The organism is Vibrio sp. 10N.222.55.A1 (assembly GCF_041473835.1).
GTDB lineage: Bacteria > Pseudomonadota > Gammaproteobacteria > Enterobacterales > Vibrionaceae > Vibrio > Vibrio crassostreae_C.
In genome coordinates this window covers 1-900 of record NZ_JBFRSX010000123.1, presented here as the reverse complement: position 1 = coordinate 900, position 900 = coordinate 1, and the positions used below count along the sequence as shown (strand labels likewise).

1 protein-coding gene is annotated in these 900 nt (G+C 30.0%); it reads right to left on the bottom strand.

All coding sequences use genetic code 11. The features are described 5' to 3' along the window. Nucleotides 1-900 (bottom strand): hypothetical protein (locus AB4493_RS21855; protein ID WP_372155811.1); only part of this gene is annotated, 900 nt, incomplete at both ends.

Sequence of the window (900 nt, the reverse complement as noted above, 5' to 3'; positions counted from 1 at the left end):
AACCTTGTCGATAGAAAAATGAAGGGAAATGCCAAAGTAACCATTGTGTATAGTGTGGACCTCCGATCACATACTCAATTATTAATGGCAGTTCACATTTTACGTCAAATCTACTTATAACAGGTAATACCTCAACCTTTAAGCGACCATTTTTAATGTATATATAATATGGCAACACATCTTTTAACATTAATTTAGGGAAATTAAACGGTCCAGCATGTAAATTTGACTCTTTACCAAATAAAAGTGACTTTTGATAAGAATGTTTTTGTCCACTACGTACTGTATATTCTGGTAAAGCATCAGGAAAAACTGCGAAATCAGCACTACTATTCCTCACTTTTTTCACTATTGCTCTTATACCTCTTGATGCGTCAGTCTTTGACTTAATAAAAGGATTAAACAATTCTAAATCTTGGTTACTCCACTTCCATTCCTCTGCTTTACTCCCCCATTTTGATTTCCAGTCAGATTCAGTAACATCACTAATAACATATAATTTATTATCTGAAGCTCCTTGACCAACAATTATTGCCAATTCGTCAGAAAAAACATGTAATGGATATAAAATAACCTCATTGCCAGTTTCTTTTTTATGGTTTTCTTTAATTTTTCTCAGTTGCTTAGAGCAAGAGTGAATTTCATCACAAACAACTTTATTTTTATAGCACAACATTTTTATGTACAACTTACAGTACATATCATAAAATCTTTTCTTAGGGAAATAGCTGAATTTTCTTATTACTTTATTGGTATTGCCTCGAACAGTAAATTCATTAATACTTAAGCAATGGAAAAACGAATACAACACACTAAAAAAAAGACAAAAATACAAAAATAAACTTGGAATAAAATCATTAAATATTTTTAAAACAGTCCTAAATAAGAATAATATTAAAG